The organism is Vibrio sp. MMH1-50, assembly GCF_022347645.1.
GTDB classification, from domain to species: Bacteria; Pseudomonadota; Gammaproteobacteria; order Enterobacterales; family Vibrionaceae; genus Vibrio; species Vibrio harveyi.
In genome coordinates this window covers 151,533-178,065 of the sequence record NZ_JAKRGG010000004.1, presented here as the reverse complement: position 1 = coordinate 178,065, position 26,533 = coordinate 151,533, and the positions used below count along the sequence as shown (strand labels likewise).

Annotated in this window: 25 protein-coding genes; 11 read left to right on the top strand and 14 right to left on the bottom strand. The window is 44.6% G+C overall.

The annotated features are described in order from the left end of the window. Positions 1 to 75 precede the first annotated feature (75 nt). Together vmeZ and vmeY are read right to left on the bottom strand one after the other, a co-directional pair. Positions 76 to 3,228 carry a multidrug efflux RND transporter permease subunit VmeZ gene (gene vmeZ / locus MHO32_RS05355; RefSeq protein ID WP_085319262.1) on the bottom strand — a complete coding sequence of 1,051 codons (3,153 nt, stop codon included), beginning with the start codon at positions 3,226 to 3,228 and terminating at the stop codon, positions 76 to 78. Positions 3,229 to 3,236: 8 nt separating this feature from the next. Further along, positions 3,237 to 4,364 carry a multidrug efflux RND transporter periplasmic adaptor subunit VmeY gene (vmeY, locus tag MHO32_RS05350; RefSeq protein ID WP_005453651.1) on the bottom strand — a complete coding sequence of 376 codons (1,128 nt, stop codon included), beginning with the start codon at positions 4,362 to 4,364 and terminating at the stop codon, positions 3,237 to 3,239. Positions 4,365 to 4,714: 350 nt separating this feature from the next. Here vmeY and MHO32_RS05345 point away from each other — a divergent pair, with 350 nt between their 5' ends. After that, complete coding sequence (locus tag MHO32_RS05345; protein WP_005453645.1) at positions 4,715 to 5,173, top strand: dCMP deaminase family protein; 459 nt, start codon at positions 4,715 to 4,717, stop codon at positions 5,171 to 5,173. Positions 5,174 to 5,293: 120 nt separating this feature from the next. On the opposite strand, the gene pepT is transcribed toward MHO32_RS05345, so the two are convergent. Together pepT and MHO32_RS05335 are read right to left on the bottom strand one after the other, a co-directional pair. Beyond that, a complete protein-coding gene (pepT, locus tag MHO32_RS05340) occupies positions 5,294 to 6,523 on the bottom strand; it encodes a peptidase T (RefSeq protein ID WP_005453643.1) in 1,230 nt (409 codons plus the stop codon). Positions 6,524 to 6,715: 192 nt separating this feature from the next. Further along, complete coding sequence (locus MHO32_RS05335; RefSeq protein WP_154202420.1) at positions 6,716 to 7,576, bottom strand: DUF6279 family lipoprotein; 861 nt, start codon at positions 7,574 to 7,576, stop codon at positions 6,716 to 6,718. A gap of 264 nt (positions 7,577 to 7,840) precedes the next feature. Between MHO32_RS05335 and MHO32_RS05330 the strand changes: the two genes are divergently transcribed. After that, positions 7,841 to 8,014 carry a hypothetical protein gene (locus MHO32_RS05330; protein ID WP_005453640.1) on the top strand — a complete coding sequence of 58 codons (174 nt, stop codon included), beginning with the start codon at positions 7,841 to 7,843 and terminating at the stop codon, positions 8,012 to 8,014. Positions 8,015 to 8,076: 62 nt separating this feature from the next. Here the strand turns inward: MHO32_RS05330 and MHO32_RS05325 are convergent, their stop codons facing one another. Beyond that, complete coding sequence (locus MHO32_RS05325) at positions 8,077 to 8,709, bottom strand: response regulator (RefSeq protein WP_005453637.1); 633 nt, start codon at positions 8,707 to 8,709, stop codon at positions 8,077 to 8,079. After that, a complete protein-coding gene (narQ, locus tag MHO32_RS05320) occupies positions 8,696 to 10,432 on the bottom strand; it encodes a nitrate/nitrite two-component system sensor histidine kinase NarQ (RefSeq protein WP_009696218.1) in 1,737 nt (578 codons plus the stop codon). The genes MHO32_RS05325 and narQ overlap by 14 nt, the downstream gene beginning before the upstream one ends. A 246-nt stretch (positions 10,433 to 10,678) precedes the next feature. On the opposite strand from narQ, the gene napF reads away from it, so the two are divergent. The 6 genes from napF (at position 10,679) to MHO32_RS05290 (ending at position 15,291) form a co-directional block, all read left to right on the top strand. Then, positions 10,679 to 11,164, top strand: coding sequence for a ferredoxin-type protein NapF (gene napF, locus MHO32_RS05315; RefSeq protein ID WP_009701993.1), 486 nt, complete (start codon positions 10,679 to 10,681; stop codon positions 11,162 to 11,164). A gap of 43 nt (positions 11,165 to 11,207) precedes the next feature. Next, the gene (locus MHO32_RS05310; RefSeq protein ID WP_005453631.1) at positions 11,208 to 11,516 is read left to right on the top strand and encodes a chaperone NapD; all 309 of its coding nucleotides are present in this window, start codon (positions 11,208 to 11,210) and stop codon (positions 11,514 to 11,516) included. Then, entirely contained in the window at positions 11,513 to 14,002 is a 2,490-nt protein-coding gene (napA, locus tag MHO32_RS05305; protein WP_005453626.1) for a periplasmic nitrate reductase subunit alpha, read from the top strand. The genes MHO32_RS05310 and napA overlap by 4 nt, the downstream gene beginning before the upstream one ends. Before the next feature lie 76 nt (positions 14,003 to 14,078). Then, a complete protein-coding gene (locus MHO32_RS05300; protein ID WP_005453623.1) occupies positions 14,079 to 14,534 on the top strand; it encodes a nitrate reductase cytochrome c-type subunit in 456 nt (151 codons plus the stop codon). Positions 14,535 to 14,562: 28 nt separating this feature from the next. Beyond that, positions 14,563 to 15,141: a NapC/NirT family cytochrome c gene (locus MHO32_RS05295; RefSeq protein ID WP_005453621.1), complete on the top strand. Its 579-nt coding sequence runs from the start codon at positions 14,563 to 14,565 to the stop codon at positions 15,139 to 15,141. Between the two features lie 15 nt (positions 15,142 to 15,156). Then, positions 15,157 to 15,291 (top strand): TIGR02808 family protein, encoded by a 135-nt coding sequence (locus MHO32_RS05290; protein WP_005433365.1) that lies wholly within the window; start codon positions 15,157 to 15,159, stop codon positions 15,289 to 15,291. Between the two features lie 240 nt (positions 15,292 to 15,531). Here MHO32_RS05290 and phaC read toward each other — a convergent pair whose 3' ends face one another. The 4 genes from phaC to MHO32_RS05270 all read right to left on the bottom strand — a co-directional run bounded on the left by phaC (position 15,532) and on the right by MHO32_RS05270 (position 19,724). Further along, the gene (gene phaC, locus MHO32_RS05285) at positions 15,532 to 17,307 is read right to left on the bottom strand and encodes a class I poly(R)-hydroxyalkanoic acid synthase (protein ID WP_239210802.1); all 1,776 of its coding nucleotides are present in this window, start codon (positions 17,305 to 17,307) and stop codon (positions 15,532 to 15,534) included. Between the two features lie 64 nt (positions 17,308 to 17,371). Beyond that, positions 17,372 to 17,719, bottom strand: coding sequence for a phasin family protein (locus MHO32_RS05280; RefSeq protein ID WP_005453608.1), 348 nt, complete (start codon positions 17,717 to 17,719; stop codon positions 17,372 to 17,374). Positions 17,720 to 17,763: 44 nt separating this feature from the next. Beyond that, positions 17,764 to 18,972: an acetyl-CoA C-acetyltransferase gene (locus MHO32_RS05275; protein ID WP_017188734.1), complete on the bottom strand. Its 1,209-nt coding sequence runs from the start codon at positions 18,970 to 18,972 to the stop codon at positions 17,764 to 17,766. A gap of 11 nt (positions 18,973 to 18,983) precedes the next feature. Further along, a complete protein-coding gene (locus tag MHO32_RS05270) occupies positions 18,984 to 19,724 on the bottom strand; it encodes an SDR family oxidoreductase (protein WP_005453606.1) in 741 nt (246 codons plus the stop codon). A 753-nt stretch (positions 19,725 to 20,477) separates the two neighbouring features. Here MHO32_RS05270 and MHO32_RS05265 point away from each other — a divergent pair. Next, complete coding sequence (locus tag MHO32_RS05265; protein WP_026138377.1) at positions 20,478 to 21,098, top strand: LysE family translocator; 621 nt, start codon at positions 20,478 to 20,480, stop codon at positions 21,096 to 21,098. A 45-nt stretch (positions 21,099 to 21,143) separates the two neighbouring features. Beyond that, positions 21,144 to 21,410, top strand: coding sequence for a hypothetical protein (locus MHO32_RS05260; protein ID WP_005453604.1), 267 nt, complete (start codon positions 21,144 to 21,146; stop codon positions 21,408 to 21,410). A gap of 145 nt (positions 21,411 to 21,555) precedes the next feature. Here the strand turns inward: MHO32_RS05260 and secF are convergent, their stop codons facing one another. The 4 genes from secF to MHO32_RS05240 form a co-directional block, all read right to left on the bottom strand. Beyond that, a complete protein-coding gene (gene secF, locus MHO32_RS05255; protein WP_005453603.1) occupies positions 21,556 to 22,458 on the bottom strand; it encodes a protein translocase subunit SecF in 903 nt (300 codons plus the stop codon). 2 nt (positions 22,459 to 22,460) lie between these two features. Continuing rightward, positions 22,461 to 24,299 carry a protein translocase subunit SecD gene (gene secD, locus MHO32_RS05250; protein ID WP_009701400.1) on the bottom strand — a complete coding sequence of 613 codons (1,839 nt, stop codon included), beginning with the start codon at positions 24,297 to 24,299 and terminating at the stop codon, positions 22,461 to 22,463. Between the two features lie 166 nt (positions 24,300 to 24,465). Next, positions 24,466 to 24,945, bottom strand: a complete 480-nt coding sequence (locus tag MHO32_RS05245) for a hypothetical protein (protein WP_009696226.1) — start codon at positions 24,943 to 24,945, stop codon at positions 24,466 to 24,468. A 144-nt stretch (positions 24,946 to 25,089) separates the two neighbouring features. Further along, positions 25,090 to 25,758, bottom strand: a complete 669-nt coding sequence (locus tag MHO32_RS05240; protein WP_017819307.1) for an SH3 domain-containing protein — start codon at positions 25,756 to 25,758, stop codon at positions 25,090 to 25,092. Positions 25,759 to 25,874: 116 nt separating this feature from the next. On the opposite strand from MHO32_RS05240, the gene MHO32_RS05235 reads away from it, so the two are divergent. Continuing rightward, positions 25,875 to 26,417, top strand: coding sequence for a hypothetical protein (locus MHO32_RS05235; protein ID WP_017188730.1), 543 nt, complete (start codon positions 25,875 to 25,877; stop codon positions 26,415 to 26,417). Positions 26,418 to 26,533: the final 116 nt, after the last annotated feature.

The window sequence follows — 26,533 nt, the reverse complement described above, 5'->3', positions numbered from 1 at the left end:
GGTTTAAATGAGTACCAACAAAAAGCCCGAAGCACTCTCATGCTTCGGGCTTTTCTATTTAAAGTTACTTAGTGCTTATTCATCATCTAAAGGAACCAGTTTGGTATTACCACCGTGGATCTTCTCACGTTTTCTCTGTACCAGAGCGTAGAAGCCCGGAATCAGGAAAGTACCTGCTAGGAGCACACACAGCAGACCACCAATTAGGGAAATACCCAATGAGTTCTGACTCACATGACCCGCACCAGCGGCGAAGATCAATGGGAAAATACCCAAGATGAACGACCAAGACGTCATGTTAACAGCACGGAAACGAAGCTTACCCCCTTGTACTGCAGCACTGTCGATATCCACATCTTTTTCTTCACGCTCTTGCTTGGCGAATTCCACAATTAGGATTGCGTTCTTTGCCGCGAGCGCTATGAGCAGGACGAGACCTATCTGAGCGTACAAGTTAAGTGGCGTTCCGGTTAAGTTCAATGCGAGGAAGGAACCCAACGTTGCCACTGGCACCACTAGGATGATCGCTAAAGGAATACTCCAACTCTCGTACTGCGCCACCATGAACAAGTAGATAAAGATCAATGCCAATGCGAACGCGTAAATCGCTTGGTTACCTGCCAAGACTTCTTGATACGCCATACCCGTCCACTCGTAAGTGTAACCTTGTGGCAGAACTTCAGCCGCGACACGTTCCATTGCTGCAATCGCGTCACCACTTGAATAACCCGGAGCGGGTTGACCTTGAATGATGGCACTGCGGTACATGTTATAACGCCATGCAACATCCGGCTCAAACACCTGTTCGTAGCTCACTAATGTACTCAGTGGTACCATATCGCCACTTGAAGAACGCACGTGGAAACGCTCAAGATCTTCCATACTGCTGCGGTGTTCGCTGTCTGCTTGCATGGTCACACGGAAGTTCTTACCAAACATGGTGAAGTCGTTCACGTATAGCGAACCAAGGTTACCTTGCAATGTTTGGAAGATTGACGACAGTGGAATACCTAATTGTTGCGCTTTCTCACGGTCAATATCGACATAGTAATGCGGTACATTTGCACGGAAGGTACTGAAGGTATATGCGATTTCTGGAGCTTGGTTAGCCGCCTGAATCATTTCACCCATTACCATCGACAAATCAGTACGGCTACGACCTAACGTGTCCTCAAGTACAAATTCAAAGCCTGAGGCTGCGCCCATACCCGGAACGGCAGGAGGTCCCATGGCAAATACCACCGCTTGAGGAAGTTCCATTGCAGCACGACCGTTGATACGGTTTGCAATGGCGTTAGCAGCGTGTTCACCGTCAAGGGAGTTACGCGTGTCCCAATCATGCAGTTTGATGAACAGAGACGCACCATTTGATGCTGCGGCACCCGTCATGAATGAGTAACCATTCGCAACCGTCACGCCATCAACACCCGGCTCTTGCTCAACCATCTTCATCAATTCATTAGTCACTTCTTCGGTACGAGAAAGTGACGCAGAATCTGGAAGCTGCACGTTCACCAACAAGATACCTTTATCTTCTTGAGGTACAAACGCCGTCGACGTTGTTTTCGCAAAGAACGTTACTGCAGCAACCGCGACGAAGAAGAAAGCAATCAGCAACATAGACTTCTTAACCAAGAAGCCAGCGATCTGACCGTAGCGCGCTGTTACACGCTCTAGACCACGGTTGAACGCTTGGAACCAGTTTGCCGTGTTGCCACCACCCTGCTTCAACACCAATGAACATAGCGCAGGTGACAGTGTTAGTGCGTTAATAGACGAGATCACAACCGAGATACAGATCGTCAATGCGAACTGACGGTACATGATGCCGGTAATCCCCGGAAGCATGGCTACTGGTAGGAATACCGCCAATAGAACCAAGGTCGAGGTAATGATTGGACCCGTTACTTCTTTCATCGCCAGCAAAGTCGCTTTACGCGGTGAAATGGTTGGGTCTTTCGCCATGGTGGTATCGACGTTTTCGATAACTAGAATCGCGTCATCTACCACGATACCGATGGCGAGGATCAAACCGAATAGGGTTACCGTGTTGATGGTAAAACCCGTCGCCTGCATGATAGCGAATGTGCCGATAAGGGATACTGGAATCGCAACAACAGGAATTAAGGTTGCGCGCGCACTACCAAGGAACAGGTAAGTAACTGCAATTACCAACAAGATCGCTTCAATCAGCGTTTTCACTACACCCTTGATCGACTCAGCAACGAACACGGTTGTGTCATAACTGGTTTCGTAAGCCATGCCTTCTGGGAAGTTAGTACTTAAGCGCTCAAGCAAGTCCATGACCGCTTGCCCACTTTCCAATGCGTTTGCGTCTGATTGTAGTGACAACGCGACGATAGAAGCATCTTGACCACGGAACTTACCGTTACCATCATAGAACTTCTTACCAAGCTCAACGCGAGCGACGTCTTTTAGGTATACCGTAGAACCATCTGGGTTTGCACGAAGTACTACATCCTCAAACTCGCTCACGCTCTCAAGACGACCTTTGGTCACCAAGTTAAACTGAACTTCTTGAGGGTTGTTGTATGGCGCAGCACCAATACGACCGGCCGCTACCTGTACGTTCTGCTCTGCCAACGCCGAGTACACATCAGTTGTTGTGAGGTTCAGGTTAGCCATTTTTTCTGGATCTAACCAAACACGCATCGCGTATTCACCACCACCGATAACGTTAACTTCACTGATGCCCTTAACACGCGCCAGTTGGTCTTTTACGTTCAGGTTGATGTAGTTGATAAGGAACTTGTCATCGTACTTACCGTCAGGTGAGTAGAAGTTCAAAACCATCAACAAGTCAGGAGAACGCTTTTTCACCGTTACGCCTACCATGCGTACTTCTTGAGGCAGTTTTGACTCAATCTGCGATACACGGTTTTGCACGTTAACCTGCGCCATGTCTGGATCAGTACCCACATCGAAGGTGACGTTTAGGCTGTAAGAACCATCGTTAGCACTCTTTGAAGACATGTAAATCATGTTTTCAACGCCGTTCACGGAGGTTTCTATTGGGTCGGCTATCGCCTGCTCCACAACCTCAGCACTTGCACCCGTATAAAATGCTGTCACGCTCACCGATGGTGGACTGATTTTAGGATATTCAGCAACAGGCAAGATCGCTAATGAGATGGCACCAGCCAACGTCAAGATGATCGAAATAACCAGTGCGAATTTCGGTCTTTGAATAAAGAAACGACTTAACATGACGCCTCCTACTGTTTCTGTTCAGCAGGTGATTGAATACGCACTTCTACACCGTTGCGTACACGTTGTAGACCTTGTGTAATCACAGTGTCATCCTTGTTCAAACCTTCTTTGATGATGATACCCTGCTCTACTTGCGCACCAAGTTCAACGTTACGGCGCTCCGCAACATTGCCTTCTGCCATCACCATGGCAAAGTCACCTTCTAGGTCCGTTTGCACTGCACGACGAGGAATCACGATGACGTCTTTTGCATTCTTATCGCGAAGGTTCACTTTAATGTGCTGGCCAGGAAGTAGCTTTTGCTCAGGGTTTGGTACCACTGCGCGCATCGCGATCGTACCGGTTTGCGTATTAATCCGATTACCTAAAAAGTCCAATTGACCTAGATGTTCGAAGTACTCTCCGTTTTCCAGTTCAAGCTGAACCTCAACGCCACTCGACTCTGCACTACCGTCGCCTTTAATACCGTCCATACCAAGGTTTAAACGTTCACGTTCACTCACGCTGAATGAGGTATGCACTGGGTCTAGGCTAACTAATGTCGTCAAAATGCCAGAAGATGGGGAAAGCAGATCACCAGTACTTACTTTACTGTCACTGATGCGACCGCTAAATGGAGCACGAATTTGAGTGTAAGAAAGGTTTACTTCCGCAAGCTTAAGCTGAGCGTTTGCTGCTTCAAGCTCTGCTCGCGCGCCAAGTAACGTCGCCGTCAACGCATCGAACTCTGATTGGGAAATACTGCCACGTGGCAACAAGTTTTTACCACGTTGGTGGTCGAGCTCTGCTTTCTTAAGCGCCGCTTTTGCCTGAGCTAGCGCTGCTTTTGCACTCGCCACTTGCGCTTCAAAAGAAGAAGGCTCGATGGAGTACAACAACTGCCCTTTCTCTACCATCTGACCTTCGTCAAAATGGCGAGCTTCAAGATAGCCGGAGACTTGTGCCGTAATATTCGTATCTTCTACTGCTTCAATGCGACCGATGTAAGACTTACTCGGTTGGTAGTCGATAATTGTGACATCTTGAGTCACAACAAGAGGAGCTTGCGCCCCCTTCTGGGCATTATTTGCTTCTCCGCATCCCGCGAGGATAGCTGTTGCCGCCATTAGTGCGACGAGTGGTTTCTTTTGCATGTATATACCGTCTTTATAGAACAGGATTCGTTTGACAATACCCTAACCTTACAGGGTGCTTTGTCCGAAAACTTCAAGAGAAACCGGGGAAAGTGTATCAAAGTGTAAGCCGATGAAACGACTCGCAAACATCGTAATCAACAGGCTAAATTTGTTGCGATCATGTACACGAATCACGCTGAAAATTGATGTGAAGTAAGCAATGAGAATATGGCGTCATCATCACTTGGAAATCAAAGTCTACATAGGAAAATAGAATCTTCATGATCGCTAGACATGTTTTGACTATTTTTTTAAACAGAATGCGTTATCATGCAGATAATTCAAAGCTTTCGACCGAGAGGATAAGTATGATTTCTAAATGGGAGAAACGTTTTTACCAAATGGCTGAGCTGGTGGCATCTTGGAGTAAAGATCCATCGACACAGGTAGGTGCGGTTATCACAAAACAAAACCGCATTGTTTCTGTTGGCTTCAACGGCTACCCACATGGTGTTTCTGACAGTGTGGATACGGATGAACGTGAACTGAAATACTTAAAAACACTGCACGCAGAAGAGAACGCGATTTTGTTTTCAAAGCGCGACTTAGATGGATGTGATATCTGGGTAACGCACTTCCCTTGCCCAAACTGTGCGGCAAAGATCATTCAGACAGGTATCGCTCGCGTGAGTTGCCCGGAACAGTCTGAAGATTTCTTGTCTCGTTGGGGTGATAAGATTCAAGTAAGCCAAGATATGTTCGACCAAGCCGGAGTCGAAGTGAACTGGCTACCAATTAGTGAAATCGAAGAAAAAAGCGTTCGTTAAACCACCTCTTGGATGGCTAATAAACGTACAGAATTCATTTCACTCGAGCAAAATTAAAAAGCCCAGACACGTGTCTGGGCTTTTGTTTACTTGAAGGATGAGATTACTCAGCAAATGATATTAACCGTGCTTCTTCGCCGTTAGCTCAGCAATCTTAACGATCACTTGAACCGATTTCTCCATCATCTCAACTGAAATAAACTCGTGGATACCGTGGAAGTTATAACCGCCAGTGAAGATGTTTGGACACGGTAAACCCATAAATGACAAACGAGCGCCATCTGTTCCGCCACGAATTGGTTTGATCAGAGGTTCCACATCACAATCTTCCATCGCTTGTTTCGCCAAATCGATAATGTGCGGATATGGTTCAACCATTTCACGCATGTTGTAGTAGCTGTCGGTGAGCTTCAACTCAACTGAGCCATGCTTCAAACCAGCGTTCATATCATCGACAAGTTTCTGCATGAAGGCTTTACGGCTTTCCAGACCTTCACGATCGAAGTCACGGATGATGTAACCTAGCTCACTGCGAGCCACACCAAGTTCACCTGATTTAAGATGGAAGAAGCCTTCGTAGCCTTCTGTGGTTTCTGGCGTCTGATCTTCTGGCATTTGCACTTGGAATTTTGCCGCCAAGTTCATCGCATTAACCAATTTGCCTTTTGCTGTACCAGGGTGAACACTAACGCCATGGAAAATGACATCCGCACTGGTTGCATTAAAGTTTTCGTATTCTAACTCGCCTTGAGGACCACCATCGATAGTGTACGCCCATTTCGCACCAAACTTTTCAACATCAAACAAGTCCGCACCACGACCAATTTCTTCATCTGGTGTAAAACCAATGCAAATATCACCGTGTGGGATTTGAGGGTTTTCAATCAGCATCGCAACCGCGGAAAGAATTTCTGCAATACCGGCTTTGTTGTCAGCACCAAGTAGTGTCGTACCATCTGTCGTGATCAGGTTGTGGCCATGAAGATCGTGCAAATCTGGGTATTGGACTGGTGATAACACTTCATCGCCCAAACCAAGTGCAATATCGCCACCCTGATAGTCCTCAATAAACTGAGGATTTACATTTTTACCAGAGGCATCTGGTGCAGTGTCCATATGCGCGATAAAGCCAATAGCAGGTACATCGTAATCAACGTTAGATGGCAGTTTTGCCATCAAGTAGCCGTTGTCACTTAACGTCACATTACTTAAGCCAAGCTCAATCATCTCTTTTTTGAGTTGCTGAGCAAACACCAGTTGCCCGCTGCTGCTTGGGCAAGCTGATTCGTGGGGATTAGATTGAGTATCGAACGTGACGTAGCGAAGAAATCTTTCAACTAAATGTTTCATAATTATTCTCATTGTTTTGGGCGAAGGATGCCACGCACAGGGATGCTTGGTATGCGAGGATCCTATCCAACATGGTTCGACAAACCATGTTACGCTCATGAGGCGATAAGAATTTGCTTTGAATCAGTTTTTCATTAAAAAGTGCTGGCGCACTCCTACAGCACTCACATTAAGAATTTGATTTATCGAGTTTTAATTCAATAGGTCTTCGGCAAGTTCTCGCCACTCTCGGATTTTGCCATGGAAGTGTTTCCATTGTTTATCACTCATGGATTGAGCTATATCTAGAGTGAATTGATCCGTTAGTGCGATATTTTGATCAATATTCTTAGTCAATTGATCACTATAATAACTTTCTGGTTCAAATAAGAGCTGCATGAATACCTGCTGGTAAACCACGCTGTTGGTTTTATTTTCGAAAAGATATTCTAATTCTTGAATAATGGAAGATCGATAATCACGCCATAAGGGACTATTTATAATCACTTGTTGAGAAAGCTGTTTGGCTCGCGCTTTTTGTTGGCTAGATAATTTCCCCAACCATTCTTCCATCCAATCCTCTGTATTCTCTAAGACAACTTCTCTCAGTTCTTGTTCCGTTTTTCCTACATATTTTTCATCTCTCTCCTTATAACGTTCTCTTACACTATCAATAAACTCTGCTTCTTGTTGATTATCGAGCTGCATACTTAACGAGAACAGATCTGGAGCGGCTTTCGAAACAAGACGTTGATAATGTTCACGCATTTGGTCTCGATTCGCTTGCAATGCTTCCAACGTAATGCTGTCTTTATTCAGTGCCTCCAATTGCTTTAAGTGATCGATATATAAAGGTAATTCTTCTTTCTTGTGCCAATCGGCTAATAATAAGATTCGCTCCTCTACCAGAGCTTCTTGTTCACCATCTAAAGACACATAGTCATCTAAATATTCGATCACTACCCAATCAATATTGCTGTATAAAAACTTCTTTGCACAACCAGCAAGCGCCAAAATAGATAACAAGATACATCCATATCGAACCGCTTTATTAGATAAACTTTTTAATTTCATCACCGATCCATATTCCCTTTTCCATTGATTAAGTTCTATACTCAATCTAAATCACTTATTATTGCGGCAAACTTACGTCAGTCTGGCAAAGTGACATTGCCACCCTAGTAGTATATAGAGTTTGAAATTAACTTTTTTATCACAACTATCCGCAAAAAAGTGAGTTAGTGCGCAATTATTAGCCAAAACTCGAACGATATAGCGTTCCTTAAAGTGGCATATAAATTGCTTCAATAACATCAGGATAGTTTATGGAGGCGTAGCATGGCTGCTGCTGAGCAACTTGATACGAGTGTAGAATACGAAATTCGCTACTTTGAACAGGGGAAAATGCACAGTATGAGAGTCGTCGCGGAAGATAAGAAAGCGGCGCATCGTTACTATTTGGAGTGTGGCAAACACAATAGTGATTTGTACTCCATTCGCCCAGACCAATAAAAAACCGCCCTTGTTTGGGCGGTTTTTTCTATTTGGCGTTTCTAGAATGGGCGTCTAAAGTGTTACTTAATTTCGCCGAATCGCTCTAGATAAAGCACTGTTGCTGCAGTACGTGAAGGTACTTTCAACTTTTTCAGCAAACTCTTCATGTGCACTTTAACGGTCGATTCAGAGATAAACAGGCGATCGGCAATCTGCTTATTGCGAAAACCACGCGCCACCTCTTGGAGGATTTGCGTTTCACGGTCAGTCAATGAGTCAAATACGTCTTCTTGACCTTCACGCTCATTTAGGTATTTCGCTACCGCTTGGCTGTAGGCTTTGTCCCCTTCGTGTGCTTGTTTTAGCAGTTCAACCAATTCATCTGGCTCTGTGTCTTTTAACAAGTAACCATCTGCGCCGCTACGCACGATAGCTTCGATGTCTGCCGGACTGTCCGATACGGTGAGAATAACAATGCGAGCTTCACAACCGTCAGCACGCAAAGCTTTTAGCGTATCTAGACCAGACATGCCTTTCATATTCAGATCAAGAAGTACCAAATCCAGCTCAAGTTCATGAGCTTTCGCAACCGCATCCGCACCGCTACTTGCCTCTGCGACGACTTCAAATTCTGGCTCAAAACTGAGTAACTGATGAATACCACGTCTCATGAGTGGGTGATCATCCACCAGCATTACTTTACACACTGTCAATGTTTACTTCCTTACTATGTTGGAATTCTAGTCTTACGATACAGCCGCTATTAGCTGCGGCTTCAATTTGCAACTCAGCGTGCAATCTGGCTGCTCGCTCTTGCATGATACTCATACCGTAATGATTTAATTTTTCGTCTTGCTGCTCAAAGCCTATACCATCATCGGTAACAGTCACTGTGACTTTCCCATCAGAATCAAGACATTGAATCTTAATATTGTTCGCTTGAGCATGTTTGATCGCATTTATTGTCGCTTCTCTGATCAACTGTAGTAGATGGACCTGCTGGTGTGCATCTAATTCAGTTGAAGAAAGCTCATTATCAAGCGAGATTTTCGCCGCAGTTTGATCATCAAGCGTCGAAACCATTTCTTGAAGCGCTTGACCAAAGCTACCCTCTTTTATTGTTAGGCGGAATGTAGTCAAAAGCTCACGAAGTTGGGTATATGCTGCTGACAGCCCAGTATCGAGTTCAGCAATGACTTGATTTGTCTGCTCTATCGCTTTGTCATCAGGAATATTCTTCACACTTCGTTTGAGTAGCGATACTTGGATCTTCAAATAAGACAATGCTTGGGCTAGTGAATCGTGTAACTCACGAGCGATAGTGGCACGTTCTTCCATCAAAAGCAGCTGCTCAGCTTGTCTCTGCGCTCGGTTGTAATATACCGCACGAGATAAAATTTGAACAAAGTTGTCAATAAGAGACTCATTAGGACACGGCAAACCCGCTTTCCAATGCAAATACCCAAGGTGAACACCGTCCAGCGTTAATATCTTCGTGTGGCATTCGCTATCACATTCGTGACGGCACTCTTCCCCCTCTGAGAGTATCCAATTTGGTTCCCCAATTTGATCAATTTCGAGCTTAACTGCACGAATTCCTTCCAAACTTGCAATATGTTGTAAAATCGCTTGGAAATTCTCCTGATAGATACGTGAAGCCGTCAGCTCTTTCGACGAATCATACAACACTCTCAGCGATTGGTTAGCATGTTGTAGCTTACGTGTTTTCTCGTCGACAGCTTGCTCCAACCCTCGATATAGCTTACCAAGATCGTTCGCCATCCTATTGAAAGTTCGGGTCAAAATACCCATTTCGTTGTCACTCGATACATTGAGTGACACATTAAACGAACGATTCTGAATTTGTTCACTTGCAAACACAAGAGCGCGTAAAGGTCTGACAACTTCTAGTCTCACAAAGTGCACGACAAACATGCTGACACACAGTATGCCGCCAAGCCCTAAGCCACCAATCCACGCTAAGTTGATCAGTTTTTGTTCTGAGTAGTTCTGCAGTTTAAATACAAAAGCATCAATTTGTTGAACAAAACCAGCCACTAAGATCAGGTATTTGTCTCTATCTTGGCTCTTTAGTACCGATTTCAGCTCGTGCCAGCGCAGAATCAACCGATAGTAGTCTTTTGTAATATCTTCTGGTACTGACCAATGCTGTAGTGCCAGCATTGAATGGGAGTAAATTGACTGCTCAAATAAGTCAATATGTGAAGAATAGTCAACAGATTCACTTTGAATATCATGGGCTAAACGATAACTCTGCATTCGCATCGAACCCGCTACGTTGACCGCCTCCGCATCATTAAGGCTTGATGCAAGAGTGAATATAGCAAAGCCAGTCGTCGCCACCGATAGGAGTAAAATCAACATCATGGCAGACGCAATAGTGCGTGTTACTGACTTTTTCACATTTTTAAACAACTCTGAACTCCGCTCGTTTGATAACCACGTTTGTCTTTATACAACGCGCATTATCTTTCAACTTTATCAATATGTGATCACCTGCGCCGGAATTTATTGATCCAAAACAATATTGCATCCTAATTACCTCCTAAGAGGTATTTATACATATATGTCAAAAACTACAATTTCGTGTACTTAAATGACAGTTTATTAATGAAATTGTGGACTATGCTTAGTTTGGGTTTCAATTTTTGAGGTGACTAAGTGGTAGACCTTTCTAGACGAAGACTTTTTGCACGCAAAGCGCAACCGGATAATTCGGTACGTCTTCCTTGGTTAGCAAAGCCAACTCAATTCACGGATGACTGTACTCGCTGTGGCAAATGCATCGAGGCATGTGAAACCAAAATTATAACCAAAAGCGACGGCGGTTTTCCTGCAGTCGATTTTTCTATTGATGAATGCACATTTTGTTACCAATGCGCCGAGGCTTGCCCAGAGCCACTATTTTTAGCAGAAGCGGAGCAACCTTGGCAGGCAAAAGCGAGCATCACCGATAGCTGTTTAGCAAAACAAAATGTCGAATGCCGAAGCTGTGGGGATATGTGCGACCCGATGGCGATTAAGTTCAAGTTAGAACTTGGCAAAGTAGCACAACCAAATTTAGACCTTGATGAGTGTAACGGCTGCGGCGCCTGTGTTTCAGTGTGCCCTACTTCATCCATCAATGTGAGCAATATAACAGCCTAGCCGTTAGTGGTCGGCGCGATAGGCGATAAAACGAGAGAGATGTATGTCACTAAACGAAGTGCACATTTCGAGTCTGGTAGTCCATGTTCTGCCTGAACATTTGGCTGAAGTTAAAACCCAGATTGAAGCGTACGAAAACGCAGAAATCTACGGTGACAGCCCAGAAGGCAAAATCGTGGTGGTGCTAGAAACTGAGAATCAAGGTTTCATCACCGACACTATCGATGCGATTAATAATTTACCGAATGTCTTGAGCACAGTATTGGTTTATCACCAAATCGAAACTGGGCTTGAAGAAACGGAAGAAGAAGACACTGGAACACAACATTCCCAAATCGAGGGTGAAGTATGAAAATGACAAGACGTGCGTTTGTGAAAGCAAACGCGGCTGCATCAGCTGCTGCTGTCGCAGGTATCACACTACCAGCTTCTGCAACCAATCTGATTGCAAGCTCTGACCAAACTAAGATCACATGGGACAAAGCACCTTGTCGTTTCTGTGGTACAGGCTGTTCTGTTCTTGTTGGTACTCAAAACGGCAAAGTCGTGGCGACTCAAGGTGACCCTGAAGCGCCGGTAAACAAAGGTCTGAACTGTATCAAAGGCTACTTCCTTTCTAAGATCATGTACGGTCAAGACCGTCTGACTCAGCCTCTTCTACGTATGAAAGATGGCAAATACAGCAAAGACGGTGACTTCGCTCCTGTATCTTGGGACACCGCTTTCGATATCATGGCTGAGAAATGGAAAGCTTCTCTAGAGAAGAAAGGTCCAACCAGCATCGGTATGTTCGGTTCTGGTCAATGGACAGTAATGGAAGGTTATGCCGCAGCCAAAATGATGAAAGCAGGCTTCCGTTCAAACAATATCGATCCGAACGCGCGTCACTGTATGGCATCTGCAGTAGTAGGCTTCATGCGTGCATTTGGTATCGATGAACCAATGGGTTGTTACGACGACTTCGAGAACGCCGACTCATTCGTTCTTTGGGGTTCAAACATGGCAGAAATGCACCCAGTTCTGTGGACACGTATTACTGACCGTCGCCTAAGCCATCCTCATGTAAAAGTGAACGTGCTTTCTACTTACTACCACCGTTCATTTGAGTTGGCAGACCACGGCTACATTTTTAATCCTCAGTCTGACCTTGCGATTGCTAACTTTATCGCAAACTACATCATTCAAAACGATGCAGTGAACTGGGACTTCGTGAACAAGCACACGAACTTTACCAAAACAGACACTGACATCGGTTACGGTCTGCGTGACGATGACCCGCTACAAAAAGCCGCTAAGAACCCGAACTCTGGCAAGCTAACATCAATCTCTTTCGAAGAATACAAGAAGACTGTCGCGCCTTACACCGTAGAGAAAGCATCTGAAATCTCAGGCGTAGAAAAAGAGAAACTAATCGAGCTTGCTAAGCAGTACGCGGATCCAAACACGAAAGTGATGTCGCTATGGACAATGGGTATGAACCAACATACTCGTGGCGTATGGATGAACAACTTGGTTTACAACATCCACCTACTAACCGGTAAGATTGCTACTCCGGGCAACAGTCCATTCTCACTAACGGGTCAACCATCAGCATGTGGTACCGCTCGTGAAGTTGGTACGTTTGCTCACCGTCTACCTGCAGACATGGTGGTTGCTAACCCTAAACACCGTAAAATCGCGGAAGAGATCTGGAAACTGCCAGAAGGCACCATCCCACCGAAACCAGGTTTCCACGCGGTTCTGCAAGACCGCATGTTGCATGATGGCGTTCTGAACTGTTATTGGGTTCAATGTAACAACAACATGCAAGCTGGCCCAAACATCAACACAGAGCGTCTTCCAGGTTACCGTAATCCAGAAAACTTCATTGTTGTGTCTGACCCATACCCAACAGCAACAGCGCAAGCCGCTGACCTTATCCTTCCTACTGCAATGTGGATCGAGAAAGAAGGCGCTTACGGTAACGCAGAGCGTCGTACACAAGCTTGGTACCAACAAGTAGAGACCATCGGTGATGCAAAATCTGACCTTTGGCAGGTAATGGAATTCTCTAAACGCTTTAAGATGGAAGAAGTGTGGCCAGAAGAGCTTCTTGCAAAAGCACCAGAGTACCGTGGTAAAACCATGTACGACATGCTGTTCAAGAACGGTCAAGTTGACCAGTTCCCTATCGAAGAAGCTCGTGAACTAAACGATGATTCGCACCACTTCGGCTACTACGTTCAGAAAGGTCTGTTCGAAGAGTACGCAACATTTGGTCGCGGTCACGGTCACGACTTAGCACCTTACGATGTCTACCACACTGTACGTGGTCTACGTTGGCCGGTTGTTGATGGCAAAGAAACACAATGGCGCTTTAAAGAAGGTTCTGACCCATACGCTAAAGCAGGTTCAGGTTGGGACTTCTACGGTAATGCTGATGGTAAAGCGAAGATCATTTCTGCGCCTTACGAAGCGCCACCAGAAGTACCAAATGAAGAGTTCGACCTATGGCTATGTACAGGTCGTGTTCTTGAGCACTGGCACACAGGTACTATGACTCGTCGTGTACCAGAGCTTTACAAAGCTGTACCAGACGCTGTGGTTTACATGCACCCTGCGGATGCGAAAAAACGTAATGTACGTCGCGGTGAAGAAGTTCTGATTGCAAACAAACGTGGCGAAGTACGCGTTCGTGTTGAAACCCGTGGTCGTAACCGTCCACCTGAAGGCTTGGTATTCGTACCGTTCTTTGATGCCCGTATTTTGATTAACAAGCTGATTCTTGATGCGACTGACCCTCTGTCAAAACAGACAGACTTTAAGAAGTGTCCAGTCAAAATCACGAAAATTGCTTAACCGTCAAATAACGAATGCAAAGGCCGTCGACTCGGCGGCCTAAAAAGAATTTAAGCCACAAGGCGGAGATGAAATGATGAAAAAATACCTTATCGCACTTTTATCTGTAGGTGCTTTATTGACAGGCGTTGCACAAGCGGAACTGGACAATCCAGGTGGCACAGGCGGTCTAGACTCGCTACGCGGCACTGCGCAACTTGAAGACACTCGCCCTGCAGATGATTTTAAAGACTTTCCCAAAGACCAGATCGTTGCAGACAGCTTTGTATATCAGCCGCCACTGATCCCTCATAGCATCCGTAACTACGAAGTGTCTTTGAACGCAAACAAATGTCTAGCATGTCACAGCTGGAAAAATGCTAAAGACGCAGGCGCTACCAAGATCAGTGTAACGCACTACGTTAACCGTGAAGACGCGGTACTAGCAGACATGTCACCACGTCGTTACTTCTGTTTGCAATGTCACGTTCCACAAACGGATGCTAAACCATTAGTGGAAAACGAGTTTAAGGCAGTCGATTCGCTTCAGTAATTGAAACGCGAGTACTAAGAGGTTACTTATGAAAATACTTAAAGCGTTTTGGAAGAGACTGTCGAGCCCGAGTAAAGCTGCCGCTGGTGTGGTTCTATTCCTTGGCTTCGCTGGTGGTCTTCTGTTTTGGGGCGCATTCAACACAGGTATGGAAGCGACCAACACAGAAGAATTCTGTTCTGGCTGTCACGCTCCTATCGTCGCTGAAATTCAAGAAACGATTCACTACTCGAACCGTTCTGGTGTTCGTGCAATCTGTTCTGATTGTCACGTACCACACGAATGGACCGATAAGATCGTTCGTAAAGTTCAAGCGTCTAAAGAGTTGTTTGCTCACTTCGTAACGAAGACGATCGATACGCCGGAGAAATTCCAAGCTCGTCGTGAACACTTAGCGGAACGTGAGTGGGCGCGTATGAAGAAGAATGATTCTCTTGAATGTCGTAACTGTCACCAGTTTGATTACATGGACTACTCGCAGCAGGGTAAACGAGCGGCAGCTCAACACTCTACCGCTCTGGCTTCAGGCGATAAAACTTGTGTAGACTGTCATAAAGGTATCGCACACAAACTGCCTGACATGCACGGTGTTGAAGGCTGGCAATAAGGAGAAACATAGACAATGAGTAATCTTGAATCCTTTATCTGGCACTTCCTTGGATACAGCGCAATGCCAGTCATTATTCTTTCCGGCTTTGTCGGAGTAGCAGCAATCTCTCTATGGCTACTCTCACTAGGTAAGGATAAAGAGGTGTAATTCACCTCGAACCAGTCAACTTTTTTGCCTATTTTGTTGACGGAAAACGCCGAGCATTTGCTTGGCGTTTTTTCTTTCTACGTTTCCAACCAAAGCACCAAACCCAATACTCTCTGACGGCTTATGGAGGTTCTCACACTTGCTTGTTGTGATGATTCTTTGCTCCTTGCGAAGCAAAGCTTCAGACAGAAAAAAGGCGACCATTCAGATCGCCAAATAATACTGCTTGCGAGGAGCAGTCTAGGACTCGTTGATAGGCAGAACTTGTCGAACATACTGACCAGGAGCATCTTCAATAACCGGATTTTGCTCAGAACCAACTGGGAAAGGCTCAACTTGCTCTTTCGGGTTAAACTGCATCAACCATTGGTGCCAATGCGTCCACCAAGAACCTTCTTGATGATTCGCGTTGTTGAACCATTCGTCCGCCGAGTCATCAAGATTGTTGTTCAACCAATATCCATATTTGTTTTTCGCTGGGTGATTCACGATACCAGCAATATGCCCTGACTCACCTAAAACAAAGGTCTTATTACCACCTGTATTCAGAGCACCACGATACGTTCCTTGCCACAGTGCAATATGGTCTTCTTTGGTCGATACAAAATAACTTGGGATCTTAATCTTGTTGAGATCAATCCAAACACCGCCAATTTTAACACCCTTGTCTTGTACCAGCTTATTCTCCAAATAGAGTTCTCGCAGTAAGAAATTATGGCAAGCGGCGCTCACATTAGTGCTGTCACTGTTCCAATACAGCAGATCAAAATCAACAGGGCTATTACCTTTGAGGTAATTATCGACGTAATAGTTCCAGTACAAACTGTTTTCACGCAGCAGACTGAATGTCACGCTTAACGAGCGACCATCCATGTAACCCTTGGCGTTGTTTTGCGTTTCTATAGCACTGATGATTGTGTCATTGATGTATGCCCCAACCTCCCCCGGCTGAGAGAAGTCCAACAAGGTCGTAAAGAAGGTCGCAGACTTAATACGCTTCTTCATACGTTTCGCTGCATAGTAAGCTACGGTGCTGGCGAGAACCGTACCACCGATACAGTAGCCAGCTGCGTTGATTTGCTCTTGACCAGTAATATCTTCAATCGCAGTAACCGCTTTCGCTACGCCTTCGGTTACGTAGTCCCCAAACTCAACCTGCGCTTGTTCTTTACCCGGATTGCGCCAAGACATCATAAATACGCTATGACCTTGCTCTAATAACCAACGAACCATTGAGTTTTTCGCCGTTAGGTCAAGGATGTAGTACTTATTGATGAACGGTGGAACGATTAATAGCGGTGTCGCATTCACTTTTTCCGTCAAGGGACGGTACTGAATCAGCTCAAACAATTCGTTTTGGAACACAACATCGCCCGTAGTCGTCGCTACATCATCCCCAACGCGAAACGCATTGTTGTTGGTCATGCGTACTTTGAGAATGTCGGCACTCGACTCAACATCTTCTTTTAACTTCTCTAAACCCGTCAGTAGGTTTTCACCATTTTGCTCAAGAGTGAGTTTAAGCAGTTCTGGGTTGGTCGCGATGAAATTAGATGGAGAAAGTGCGTTGATAGCCTGACGAGAGAAGAAGGTAATACGCTCTTTCGTCTTCTCATCAAGACCTTCGATGGAATCGAGCGTGTCTAGATAGGTTTTACTAAACAACAAATATGATTGCTTGATGAAGCTGTACATGGCCTCTTGCTGCCAAGCATCATTTGAGAAACGCTTGTCGCCCTTCTCTGCTTCGATAAGTTGCGTTTGATTACCTGCTAGAGCCACATTCTGCCAAATTTGAAGCTGCTGCTCCCACCACTCTGCTTGCAACTTCAAAATTGCAGCGGGTTGGTTTGCCGCTTGTTCGAACAGTTTAGCAGTATCTTCAAAGTTCACTTCTTGCATGGCCTTGTTCAAAGGAGAATTCACGACTGCCTTGTTCACTTCGAAATCATGCCACCACTGTTGATTGGTTTCCTGAAGCTTTACAAGATAGTCCGAAAAGAAGTGTTGAAACATAGTCTTACTCCTATATTCGGAAAAAACAACGCCGCCCAAAAAGCGGGCGGCGCAAGCGGACGTATTACGCTGGAGTAACAGTCTTTAGGTTTTCCGAAGTCATTTTCTCAACGTCTTCTTTGAACTCTTTTGCGATAGATTGCAGCTTGTTGCTGTCGTCCATCATTTGCTGAGAAAGTTTAGTAAGAACGGTAAGTTGTTGGCTGTTGAAAGCCGTTAGAGAAGTCACGTCTTTGATTTCTGACGCTGCTTTCATTTGGTTTAGACCCACTTCGCTGTAAGTACGGATCGCGTTCAGTTGAAGCTCAGTAAGCACTTCTACGTTCTTTGTTACTAGCTTGTTGAACTTCAAGTATGGTTCTAGATTCTTTTCAGTTTGATCGCTAAAAGTTTTGAAGAAATCAGTGTACATGGTTTATCTCCTAGAGAAAGAATTAAAAATGTCCGTTTAAATAACTACTTAACTGCTTTTACAATCACAGCCGTGCCCATACCGCCGCCCACACAAAGTGAAGCAACCCCGTACTGACCGTCTTGTTTGTGAAGTTCATGAACCAACGTAACCAAAATTCGGTTACCTGATGCACCAAGTGGGTGACCCAATGCGATAGCACCACCATTAAAATTGGCTTTATCTTGAATCGAGCTTACTGGTACTTGGTTGGTTTCAGCCAGTTTATGAATCACGCCTAATGCCTGAGCAGCAAAGGCTTCGTTTAATTCATAAACATCGATATCGCTGGTTTTCAGCTCGGCTTTTTGTAGTGCCTTGTTCACTGACTCAACAGGACCAAGCCCCATAATTTGAGGGTCTAAACCAGATTGTGCGTAGCTCACTACCTCGGCAATTGGTGTTAAACCATGCGCTTGAACTGCAGTTTCTGAGGCCAAAATGATGGCACTTGCACCGTCATTAATGCCCGATGCATTACCTGCTGTCACAGTACCTTCTCGGTCGAACGCAGGGCGCAGCTTGCTCAAACCTTCAAGTGTGGCATTGGCTTTCGGGTATTCATCGGTGTCAAACACGACCGTTTCTCGACGCTGCTTAACTTCAACAGGAACAATTTCATCTTTGAATTTACCTGCCTCGATAGCCGCGACAGCTTTTTGCTGACTCGAAAGTGCGTATTCGTCTTGCTGTTGGCGAGACAACCCTACCTCTTTTGCAACGTTTTCAGCCGTCACTCCCATGTGGTACTGGTTGTAAACATCCGTTAAGCCATCTGAGATAAGGAGATCTTTCAGCTCCATGTGACCCATTTTGTTGCCATCTCGCACACTGCTAGGCACGATGAATGGGATTTGTGACATGACCTCAACGCCGGCAGCCACCACGACTTCTGCATCACCGCTGCGAATATGCGAAACGCCATCCATGACGGTTTTCATACCACTGCCGCATACCATGTTTACGCCGTATGCAGGGACTGACTCCGGGATACCTGCAAACAGTGCAGCTTGGCGTCCAACACCCATACCTTGACCGGCTGCAACAACGTTACCAACAATAACTTCATCGACCTTATCTGCTGCCAAAGAAGCTGCCTCAAGCGCACCTTTTATTGCTACTGCAGCTAGATTTCCTGCTGAGGTGTTTTTTAAGCTTCCACCAAACGCACCAATTGGCGTACGCTTTGCTGCAACGATAAATACTTTTTCCATCACTCTACTCCTTAGCTCATGTATAGGCCGCCGTTCACCGACAATGTTTCACCGGTGATGTATGCGCCGGCATCACTCACTAGGAAGCTTACTGATGCTGCAATTTCTTCTGGCGTTGCTAAACGCTTCATTGGGATTTGGTTGGTGATAGATTCAAGCACTTCCGGTTTCATCTGCTCTACCATTGGGGTGCCGGTGTATCCCGGAGCGATAACATTCACAGTCACACCAGAACGAGCACCTTCATATGCCAGAGCTTTTGAAAAACCAATCATGCCAGCCTTAGCCGCTGAGTAGTTTGCTTGTCCAAACTGTCCTTTCAAACCATTAACGGAAGAGATGTTAATGATGCGACCACCACCTTTTTCACACATAGTCGCGAACAAAGGTTGAGTCACATTGAACAAGCTATTTAGATTGGTGTTAATGACGTCATTCCAAGCTTGTGCAGTCATCTTTTTAAACACGCCATCACGTGTGATACCTGCATTGTTGATGACAACATCTATAGTCCCTTCTTCCTCAAGCAAAAGTGCCAGTTTTTCAGCACACTGCGTGGTGTTTGTCACATCTAATTCAAATAAGCGTACCTGATCTTTGGTAAACCCTTTTTCATTAAACCATTCCAAAGCACACTCATAATTACCTGTAAAATAAGTAGCAATTACTCGATAACCATCATTTACTAATTGAGAGGAAATAGCAGAACCAATTCCGCCTTTTGATCCAGTGATCAAAGCGACTTTCTTCATTGAAGACTCCATTCTTAACGGCATTAAAAAAGCGAATTAAGACACTGGCGAAATGTTTCGCCAACTGACGTGTTAATTTATTCTTTTGGCAACAATTCCTCTGCTGCCTTTTATTTTAAGTTAACCTAGAAATATGACATTTCAAATAAAAAACTCATTCATTTGCATAAGATTGATTTAGATCTCATTCGGAATGAAATGTTATAAAAAAGTTAAGTGCACATAAACCACTGTTTTAAAAGAATAAATACTAAAGACAATTTGATTATTAATTTTGTAAATCACTTTACATTCAGTAAGTTATACGAATTTCTATCTATGTTGCATTTGCAAATGGTTTAAGATCATCTTTCATTTAGAAACTAATAGATCGCAATTAAATTATCGAGTCAATAGTTAACAAAGCTCAACTAATAATTATGAAATATATCATTAGCTTACATCCTACTTTGAGTATTTAATCTAAGTAAAACATGGTCAAAATGACATAAATACCAATTAAAAAATAATATAACTGGTAATTAAACTAACTAATTTCTACAACTAAATTATCTCATATTAATTTATAAATGATTTTATTTGGTGCAACAGCGCACTAATATGTCGCACACATTTAATTGTTATTTAAATTTTATTAAACAGTTGAATGTTAACCCTATACCTCCAACCTCCACTGTTTTTAGATGTGGCATTGAATGCCAGTTTGCACTATCTTTGATACTTCTTTATTTACTTACACACTCATCAATATTCATGAATACCGCCTTGTTAACTATGTTCATCCCTACCTTTTTCTTTGTATCCATTACACCTGGGATGTGTATGACGCTTGCCTTAACGTTAGGTATGAGTATCGGATATCGTCGCACCCTTTGGATGATGATTGGCGAACTGTTTGGTGTTGCTTTAGTTTCAATCTCTGCGGTGCTCGGTATCGCAGCCATCATGCTCACTTACCCTTGGCTCTTTACCGTACTAAAATTGATTGGCGGCGGTTATCTGCTTTATTTAGGGGTTGAGATGTGGCGCTCACGAGGCAAACTTGCCATTAATGTTGATAGCATTGATGTTCCTACTAGCGGTAACTGGGATTTGGTTTTGCAAGGCTTTGTCACCGCAATTGCAAACCCGAAAGGCTGGGCGTTCATGATTTCACTTTTGCCGCCTTTTATTGATCAAACTGCGGCTCTTGCTCCTCAGCTCATCGTGCTTGTTTCTATTATTTTGATGTTCGAGTTCATTTGTATGTCTCTTTACGCAACGGGTGGTAAAGGATTGAAGCGATTGCTAGGTCAATCCAAAAATGTACGCTTAATGAACCGAATCGCTGGCACTTTGATGATGGGAGTGGGTATTTGGCTCTTGATGAGTTAGAAAAAGCAGTATTGATGAAACAGGTCTAGTGACGAAAAACAAGTTATGAAGAACATTTTAAGCAGGCTCAAACAATCCTTTGGTGAGGTGTTGGATTTTCAAGCCCGAGTGTGGGTAGTGAACGTCTATGCTGGCGAACATAAAGGTGAGTCTTACGTGGTCAATGAGGACAGCTTTTCTGAACCGTTACAATGGATGAAAAAGAAGGGCTATAAAGGAGCAATGCTCACCAAAGTCGAGTCAATGAAGCGATCTCAGATCATCGAATTTGATTTAGGTTCAGTCAAGCATCGACTAATGCGCGTGAAGTAGCGTCCGATTCTATTTCTTTTCCCTTTTCCCTTTTCCCTTTTCCCTTTTCCCTTTTCCCTTTTCCCTTTTCCCTTTTCCCTTTTCCCAGATAAAAAAGCGCCACTCAGAAGAGTGGCGCAAGCACTTTTACCTTAAACACCAAGTATTATGGTGCAGTGTCGATCTCTACTGGTAGGTAGTGTTTTGGTTCTAGCTTCAACCATTCAGGAAGCACCGTACCAATCGAGATTGATGACCACGTACCAGACAGTACGCCAATGAACATTGCGGTAGAGAAACCTGCCAATGCAGAACCGCCCATAATCCACAACGCACCAACAGTGATTAAAGTAGTACCTGATGTCACCATAGTACGTGAGAATGTCGCCAATACCGCTTCATCGTTGATCTGTTCTGTTTTCCAATTTTGCTTCGCAACAAGCAGTTCACGAATACGGTCAGCGATGATGATCGAGTCATTAAGCGAGTAACCAAGAATCGCCAAAATCGCTGCAAACACCGTCAGGTTGAACTCCATTTGTGTAATCGCAAAGAAGCCCAATACTAAGATAACATCGTGCGCCAACGCGAATAGAGAGCCACTTGCCAGACGCCATTCAAAGCGGAAACACAAGTAACCAAGAATCGTCAGTACCGATACTAATAATGCTAAGCCACCTTGGTCGAACAGGTCCTGACCCACTTGAGCACCCACGATGCTGTTACTTACTACATCTACTTGATGTGAAATAGGCTTAAGTACATCTGCAACATTAGGTAATGTATGACCTTCTGCCGGTGCTGAGTAACGAATAACCCAACGACCATCTTCGCCTGAACGGGTTACAGATGTTGATTCACCAAGCTTTGGTTGCAGCGCATTAAGCAAATCATGGTTAGTCAATTGTTTATCGACTTTCACTTCAGTAACCATACCACCAGTGAAATCGAGACCTAGGTTTAGCCCTTTCATACCCAGAGCAACCAGAGCAATAATCGTCAACACAACCGATACAGCTGTCGTGAAGTAACGAATCTTACGGATATTTTGTTTTAGCATTTCGACCATGATTAAACCCTCACATCACGACGGGCATCGCGGCCCCAAATTAAATTGATCATTGCACGAGAAGCAAATACGCCTGTAAACATACTGGTCATCAGACCCAGACCTAGCGTCAGCGCAAAGCCTTGGATTGGACCGTTACCAATCGCGTATAGAATCACGGCAGTGATCATGGTTGTGATGTTGGCATCAAGGATAGTAGCGAACGCGCTGTCGAAGCCTAAGTCGATAGCTTGTGCAAAACTACGACCTTCACGCATCTTGTCCTTAATACGTTCGAAAATAATTACGTTGGTATCCACCGCCATACCGACAGTCAATACCAAGCCTGCGATACCAGGAAGTGTTAGCACGGCGCCAGGAAGTAGTGCGATTAGACCAAGTAAGCAAAGCATGTTTGCACACAAAGCCACGTTCGCAACCCAACCAAGACGACGGTACCAAAGTGCCATAAATGTCAGTGTTAGACCCATACCAAGAGCAAGAGCAGCGAAACCGTTTTGGATGTTTTCTGCACCTAGAGAAGCACCGATTGTGCGTTCTTCAACAATCGTTACCGGAGCGGTCAATGAACCCGCACGTAGAAGCAAGGCAAGTTGCTGTGCTTCATCCATGCTACCCGCACCAGTAATACGGAATTGGCTACCCAATTGAGACTGGATAGTTGCAACACTAATAACGCGCTCGCTACGCTCTGTCATACCACGTTCGTTAGTTTTGTACTCACGGTAGACTGTCGCCATTGGCTTGCCGATATGCGTTGCAGAGAAGTCACTCATCTTCTTACCACCAGCGTGGTCTAGAGAGATGTTTACTTCTGACATGCCCATTTTATCAACGCCCGCGCGCGCATTTACAATATGCTCACCTGTTAGTACTGGACGCTTAGCAAGAATCACTGTACGACCATCGTTGTCTTTCAGGACAAGGTCTTGGCTACTACGTGCTTGACCTGCGTCTTTCACTTCGTAGAACGCAAGACTTGCTGTTGCGCCAATGACGTTTTTCGCTTGTGCAGGGTCTTGAACACCTGGTAGCTCGATACGAATGCTCTCTTTACCTTGGCGTTGTACCAACGCTTCAGTAATACCAAGCTCTTCGATACGACCACGCATGATCTTCAAGTTTTGTTGCAGTGTCGTTGTTTGGAATTCTTGGATGTTTTGTTCGCTTGGTTGAAGTTCAAAGCCACGATCTGCGCTTGTCATTGTCCAACCAGGGTAGTTTTGACGAATGAATTGGCTCGCCGCTTTTAAGCCCGCTTCGTTTTCACTATTTACTGCGATGTGGTTATGCGCTTCAGCACGAACTTGAACGCCACGTACACGTTGCTCACGCAGGCTCGCTTTGATCTCATCAACCAATGCGTCGCGCTGCTCTTCAAACGCTTTATTTACATCTACATTCAATAGGAATTGAACGCCGCCACGAAGATCAAGACCAAGCTTGATTGGGCTGAAACCCATCTCGTTTAACCATTCTGGGGCAACAGACACGTATGAGAACGTGATGCTGTCATCTTTGCCTAACTGATCGTTAAGCAATACACGCGCCTTACTTTGCGCATCTTCACCATCAAAAACAATGGTGGTCTTACCATCTTTTTCAATGATTTTAGAGGCTGGAATATGGTGCGTTTTTAACAGCTGGTCGAGCTGAACCACTGACATCGCACTGTTGTTTTGGTCAGCAAACGTCACCTGAATAGAAGGCTGCTCACCAAACCAAGTTGGGATGGCGCTAAGGGTTAAGATAATAACCGTCGTAATTAAAACGACGTATTTCCATGCCGAATAGTGATTCAGCACTTTTCTGTTCTTTTGTGGTTTTGGTGTTTTCTTCATGTAAACATCATCCCTTCACTGCTCAGTGAAGTTTTATTTAGTTAGATTCAAGACACGACAAAACGCTCACCTGAACAACATACAGGTATGGAATGCCCAGAGCTTCAGTTACTCTGTTGAAGAATTGCCGTGTTAGAAATGCACAAAATGTGCAGAGTGATGGTGTTTAAGCAGAAAACTGACTATTGAGGGCGACATACATCGCATTGGTTTCTTTCCAACCAGAAAGGCGGTGGTCGCTAACAAAGTGATTAAATGTCGATTGGCTTTGACGCCAGCTGATATCCATAAGGCTATAGGCATAGCCAGCATCAGCATAAAACGGGGCATTTAAATCGCCGATGAAATCAATGTGTTCATCGTCAATGTTCTCACGAAGGTGCGTTGTCCAACGTTGAGAATTAAAGATGGCAAACGAATCTTGGAAAGCATGACCTTCAGATACTGGAGATTGGGTGCTTTCCTCAGAGAGTTCTGAGAAATCAACTGGAGAGTTCGATGCAGAGTTGCTCGCCGTAAATGGCTGCAACTTAGAAAAGTGAGGTAAGTAGGATTTCTGTTCTGCTTGTGCAGCCGACGCCTGCATTGGCGATAAAGCCATTGCAAGAAGCAGCAAAAACAGTTTTCTAACGTAAATCCAAGGCATGGTAGCTCACTTAAAACAAAACGAGCCGAGTTCTTCAACTCAGCTCGGTGATAGTATTCCTATTGCTTATACTTAACAACTAAAAAGTTATAAATCTCTGTTTCCAACCGTGGAACGCAGTTGCCAGCAAGCCTTAAGCGGTATTCATCGATAAAATATTTCACCTTTATCGACATCCAAATAGATTTTGTTTTCTTGTTCCAAGCCACCGCAGTAGATGAAGTAAACATTGCGGGTTTTGTAAGTGACAGAACGCACCCACCCACCTAATTCTTCAAAATCACTTGGGTCGCAAGTCTCATCATCGAGCAGTTGCTGCGTTTTGTTACGAAACATATCGAGATGCGTTTTTAAATCGTCTGATTTTTGCAAATACCCATCAAGGATCTCCAAGCGCTCTTGCTCTTTGATGACAGGTTCTGAGTCTGATAATCCTTTTGAGTCTACCCACTCAGCGGTCTCTTCCCCACCCTCTTCATACACAATGTAATCCGTCAAGCGGAACCAGCCATTAGATTTCTCCAAAACCGATACCTTCTCACCTTTATACAGCGCATCAATAATCAACGCCTGATGATCTGGCTTATTGTAAACATCGATCCGGCGCTCAATCACATAGTACTCGGTGACCTCAGGTGCGGGCGCCTCAAGATCCATAATCGGTTTGGGTTTTTCTGCAGGTTCGGCTGGTTTCTCTGGCTCTTTTTCCTGTTCAGCGACAGGGTCGTCTTGCTGCATAAAGAAGAAGTAATACCCTGCGCCCGCTCCCCCTAACAAGAGCAAGACAACTATTAAGATCAAGGCTTTCTTCATATTCCGTTCCTTTTTCATTCCTTACGCAGTAAGCACCGTCACACTAACTATACTGATAGAGAGTGCATAACGGACGCAAAAACTAATCAACGAGAAAGCTAATTAGTGTGAAAACAATGATGAATAAGTTCAAATGGATATTGCTACTGCTTCCACTTCCTGCTTACGCAAGCATTCAGTGTGACCACGCATCATGGAATGACAATCTTACCCAATTCAACCGTTTAGAGTCCAATTACAATAGATACGTTGAGACATTCAATACGCTTCTCACTGAACACAAACAAAGACAACTGCTCTCTCAGACCTTCTCCCTACGTGAACTAACCTTGTTGTGGCAGGCACAAACTAACCAACGAGCTTTTCAAAGTCAGCTTAAGGCGTCGATTCAATATCGCGAAGAACTCACCAGTAAAGCGCGAGAGTTAGAGAAACTCAGCATTGAGTCAAATTGGATGGCAAACGGATGGCAAAAACTCGCAAGTAAATGTGAAATTTCTGATGCCACAGCCAACCAAATTAGCGCCGAATGGTATCAAACAAACGCTTCCCAACTCGCTAAAGATTATACGCAACTGGCAACACAATACCTTGGTTTAGCGCAGCTGTACGATAAAGAAGCCAATGCATTAAAATACGTGCAAAATGAATCTGACTAAGTCTGTTCATATTGGGATTGTTCCCTTTATTGAAATTGAGCAATTAATAGGCAAACAGGTCAATTTATAGAGAGGTACGTCACAATAACGCTTTACTTACGAGCAGATTTTGGGTA

Bases quoted from the DNA above. Each gene is read 5' to 3' on its own strand.
- phaC (WP_239210802.1), bottom strand. From the start codon at position 17,307: ATGTTTCAACACTTCTTTTCGGACTATCTTGTAAAGCTTCAGGAAACC.
- napA (WP_005453626.1), top strand. From the start codon at position 11,513: ATGAAAATGACAAGACGTGCGTTTGTGAAAGCAAACGCGGCTGCATCA.
- MHO32_RS05295 (WP_005453621.1), top strand. From the start codon at position 14,563: ATGAAAATACTTAAAGCGTTTTGGAAGAGACTGTCGAGCCCGAGTAAA.
- secD (WP_009701400.1), bottom strand. From the start codon at position 24,299: ATGAAGAAAACACCAAAACCACAAAAGAACAGAAAAGTGCTGAATCAC.
- MHO32_RS05245 (WP_009696226.1), bottom strand. From the start codon at position 24,945: ATGCCTTGGATTTACGTTAGAAAACTGTTTTTGCTGCTTCTTGCAATG.
- MHO32_RS05235 (WP_017188730.1), top strand. From the start codon at position 25,875: ATGATGAATAAGTTCAAATGGATATTGCTACTGCTTCCACTTCCTGCT.
- MHO32_RS05280 (WP_005453608.1), bottom strand. From the start codon at position 17,719: ATGTACACTGATTTCTTCAAAACTTTTAGCGATCAAACTGAAAAGAAT.
- MHO32_RS05275 (WP_017188734.1), bottom strand. From the start codon at position 18,972: ATGGAAAAAGTATTTATCGTTGCAGCAAAGCGTACGCCAATTGGTGCG.
- vmeY (WP_005453651.1), bottom strand. From the start codon at position 4,364: ATGCAAAAGAAACCACTCGTCGCACTAATGGCGGCAACAGCTATCCTC.
- MHO32_RS05270 (WP_005453606.1), bottom strand. From the start codon at position 19,724: ATGAAGAAAGTCGCTTTGATCACTGGATCAAAAGGCGGAATTGGTTCT.
- MHO32_RS05335 (WP_154202420.1), bottom strand. From the start codon at position 7,576: ATGAAATTAAAAAGTTTATCTAATAAAGCGGTTCGATATGGATGTATC.
- MHO32_RS05345 (WP_005453645.1), top strand. From the start codon at position 4,715: ATGATTTCTAAATGGGAGAAACGTTTTTACCAAATGGCTGAGCTGGTG.
- vmeZ (WP_085319262.1), bottom strand. From the start codon at position 3,228: ATGTTAAGTCGTTTCTTTATTCAAAGACCGAAATTCGCACTGGTTATT.
- MHO32_RS05330 (WP_005453640.1), top strand. From the start codon at position 7,841: ATGGCTGCTGCTGAGCAACTTGATACGAGTGTAGAATACGAAATTCGC.
- pepT (WP_005453643.1), bottom strand. From the start codon at position 6,523: ATGAAACATTTAGTTGAAAGATTTCTTCGCTACGTCACGTTCGATACT.
- MHO32_RS05300 (WP_005453623.1), top strand. From the start codon at position 14,079: ATGAAAAAATACCTTATCGCACTTTTATCTGTAGGTGCTTTATTGACA.
- MHO32_RS05265 (WP_026138377.1), top strand. From the start codon at position 20,478: ATGAATACCGCCTTGTTAACTATGTTCATCCCTACCTTTTTCTTTGTA.
- MHO32_RS05310 (WP_005453631.1), top strand. From the start codon at position 11,208: ATGTCACTAAACGAAGTGCACATTTCGAGTCTGGTAGTCCATGTTCTG.
- MHO32_RS05290 (WP_005433365.1), top strand. From the start codon at position 15,157: ATGAGTAATCTTGAATCCTTTATCTGGCACTTCCTTGGATACAGCGCA.
- MHO32_RS05240 (WP_017819307.1), bottom strand. From the start codon at position 25,758: ATGAAGAAAGCCTTGATCTTAATAGTTGTCTTGCTCTTGTTAGGGGGA.
- MHO32_RS05260 (WP_005453604.1), top strand. From the start codon at position 21,144: ATGAAGAACATTTTAAGCAGGCTCAAACAATCCTTTGGTGAGGTGTTG.
- secF (WP_005453603.1), bottom strand. From the start codon at position 22,458: ATGGTCGAAATGCTAAAACAAAATATCCGTAAGATTCGTTACTTCACG.